This is a genomic window from Alsobacter sp. R-9 (assembly GCF_054612375.1).
On the sequence record NZ_JBTSWJ010000036.1, the window covers coordinates 1 to 3,271 of the forward strand.

Genomic DNA, 3,271 nt, shown 5'->3' on the forward strand with positions numbered 1-3,271 from the left:
AGGCCCGTGGCGCGGCCCGCCGCGAGGTCGATGTCGAGCGCCTGCGCCGCGGCGCCGTAGTCCAGCACGTCGCGGCCCTCGCCGCCGTCGAGCACGTCGGCGGCGGCGTCCAGGTCGCCGACCACGAGGTCGTCGCCCGCCCCGCCCGCCACCGAGTCGGACCCGGCCCCGCCCTCCAGCACGTCGCGGCCGGCGCCGCCGTCGAGACGGTCGTCGCCCTCCCCGCCGTCGAGCACGTCGCGGCCCGCGTCGCCCGCCAGCACGTCGTGGCCGGCGCCGCCGAAGAGCTGGTCGTCGCCGTCCCCGCCCTCCAGCCGGTCGTTGCCCGCCTCGCCCAGGAGCACGTCGTTGCCCGCCTCGCCCATCAGCGTGTCGTCGCCGTCGCCGCCCCACACGAGGTCGTCGCCCGCGCCCGCCCGCACGAGGTCGTCGCCCGCCCCGGCCAGCACCGTGTCGTTGCCCGCCCCCGCGTCGATCGCGTCGTCCCCGTCGCCGCCCAGGATCAGGTCCGCCCCGCCCAGCCCCGCGATCGTGTCGTCGCCCGCCGCGCCGTCCATCAGGTCGCCGCACGCCGTGCCGACCAGCGAGTCGCTGCCGTCCGTCCCGACGATCGGGTCCGCCTCCACCAGCGCGAACCGCGCCTGCTGCGCCACCTGGAACTCGCCGTCGCTCACCACGAAGCTCAGCGTCACCGCCCCCGTCCCGTGCTCCGGCGGCGTGTAGGTGATCCCGTCCGACCCCACCGTCACCTCGCCCTGCGAGGCGCGCACCTGCAGCACCCGCAGCAGGTCCCCGTCAGGGTCCACCGCGCCCGCCAGCAGCGCCGCCCACGGGATGAACACCGCCTGGCAGCCCTTCACGTCGCGCAGCAGCACCGGCCCCGTCACCAGCGGCGCCCGGTTGCGGCGGTGCTCCTCCGGGCGCTCGCCCGGCGTCGACGAGCTGCCGCCACCGCCCCCGCCGCCCGACGGCTGCACCGAGCCGGCGCCACCGCCGCCCCCGCCCAGCGCCGCAGACAGCCGCGCATTGTCGTTGAAGGCGATCGTGTCGCCCTCCAGCGCCACCTTCGACAGTGGCTTCGCCGGCGCCTCCGGCAGCGGCGGCATCGCGATCGCCGGCGCAGGGTCCGGCAGGAAGCTCTCCATCAGCCGCGCCCGGAACCCGGCATGGCTCGTCAGGTGGATCACGTCCCCGTCCGGGCCCGCCGCACGGTCGTCCACCAGTTCCTCGTCCTCGGTCCGCTCGATGATGGCGCGCACCACCGGCGCCTCGTCCGACGGCGCCGCCGCCGCCTCCGGCTCCACCGCGCCCGCCTTCGGGCCCTCCTCCGCCGGCGCCGGCGCCCGGCTCGACACGATCCCCTTCAGGTAGATCGCCAGCCCCACCAGCGCCATGGCGAAGGCCGCCGGCAGCGACGAGGCCTTCTCCACCCCCGTCTCGAAGCTCGACCGCCCGACACCCGTCTCCGCCGGCTTCTGCGTCGCCTTGACCTTGATCATGACACCTTCCTCCGGCTCTCCCGCGGCGACCCGCCGCCCAGCGCATGCACCGCCGCCGGCGCCTGCGGCTGGCCCTGCCCCGGGGCCTGGCCCGGGCTCGCCTGCGCGAAGATCTCGTCCTTCGGGCCGAACGCCGCCAGCCGGCCGTTCTGCACGATCCCCACGAGGTCCACCGCCGCCAGCGCGCTCGGACGGTGCGCCACCACCACCACGATCCCGCCCCGCGCCTTCACCCCCAGGATCGCGTCCTTCAGCGCCGCCTCGCCCTCCGCGTCGAGGTTCGAGTTCGGCTCGTCCATCACCACCAGGAACGGGTCCCCGTACAGCGCCCGCGCCAGGCCGATCCGCTGCCGCTGCCCCGCCGACAGCGCCGTCCCCTGCGGCCCGATCGGCGTGCGGTAGCCCTGCGGCAGACGCACGATCAGGTCGTGCACCCCCGCAGCCTTCGCCGCCGCGATCACCTTCTCCGGGTCCGGGTTCTCCTCGAACCGCGCGATGTTCTCCTCCACCGTCGCGTCCAGAAGCCCCACCTCCTGCGGCAGGTAGCCGAGGTTGCGGCCCATCGCCTCCTCCCGCCACAGCCCCAGGTCCGCCCCGTCGAGCCGGATCGACCCGCGCAGCGTCGGCCACACGTTCGTCAGCGCCCGCACCAGCGTCGACTTGCCCCCGCCCGAGGGCCCGATGATCCCCACCGCCTGCCCCGCCTGGAGCTCGAACGACACCTCGCTCAGGATCACCTGCCCCGTCGAGGGCGCCGCCACCGTGATCTTCTCCACCTGCAGCGCGTGGCGCGCCGGCGGCAGCTCCATCGGCTCGCCCGCCGTCACCAGCGCCACCACCGTCTCGCGCAGCCGCTGGAACGCCGTGCGCGCCGCCACGAACGGCTTCCAGTTGGCGATCGCGAGGTCCACCGGCGCCAGCGCACGCCCCGCCGCCACAGACGCCGCCATGATCGAGCCCGCCGTCAGTTCCCCCTTCATCGTCAGGAACGCGCCAAGACCCAGCACCGCCGACTGCAGCACCATCCGCAGCACGCGCGACGTCGCCGACAGCGTCCCGCCGATGTCGCTCGTCTTCGTCTGCAGCACCAGGTGCTCGGCATTGGCCGCGTTGAAGCGCGCCACCGCGCGCCCCGCAAACCCCATCGCCTTCACCACGTCGGCGTTGCGCGCGTTCGAATCCGCGATCGTGTTGCGCGCCAGCGCCGCCTGACGCGTCGCCGTCGCCAGCCGCCGCGTCAGCACCTCGCTGCAGATCGTCAGGATCGCCAGCACGAAGGCGCCGCTGAACGTCAGGATCCCCAGCCACGGGTGCAGCATGTAGACGAAGGCCAGGTACACCGGGATCCACGGCAGGTCGAACAGCGCGCCCGGACCCGGACCGCCCAGGAACGAGCGCACCGTGTCCACGTCACGGCCACGCTCCAGCGCCTCCGCCGTCGAGAACCCGAACCGCGGCATCTCGATCGCCACCTTGTGCGCCAAAGGCGCCAGGCGACGGTCCAGCCGCGCCCCCACCCGCACCAGAACCTGCGCCCGGATCGTGTCGAAGAACCCCTGGAACAGGTACAGCCCGATCGCCAGGATCGACAAAGCCAGCAGCGTCGGCACGCTGCCGCTCGTGATCGCCCGGTCGTAAACCTGCATCATGTACAGCGAGCCCGTCAGCGCCAGGACGCTGATCAGCCCCGACATCAGGAACAGGAACGCAACCGTCGGACCCAGCCCACGCGTCAAAGCCTCACCAGCCCGACGCTTCGCCGTCGATATGTC

The 3,271-nt window shown here is 74.2% G+C and carries 2 protein-coding genes; both read right to left on the minus strand.

The genetic code is table 11. From position 1 onward, the window contains the following. A partial coding sequence (locus ACX9GQ_RS24965) for a cadherin-like domain-containing protein (protein WP_459632305.1) occupies positions 1 to 1,499 on the minus strand: 1,499 nt, incomplete at its 3' end. Continuing rightward, positions 1,496 to 3,268, minus strand: a complete 1,773-nt coding sequence (locus ACX9GQ_RS24970; RefSeq protein ID WP_459632306.1) for a type I secretion system permease/ATPase — start codon at positions 3,266 to 3,268, stop codon at positions 1,496 to 1,498. The genes ACX9GQ_RS24970 and ACX9GQ_RS24965, both read right to left, overlap by 4 nt. Positions 3,269 to 3,271: the final 3 nt, after the last annotated feature.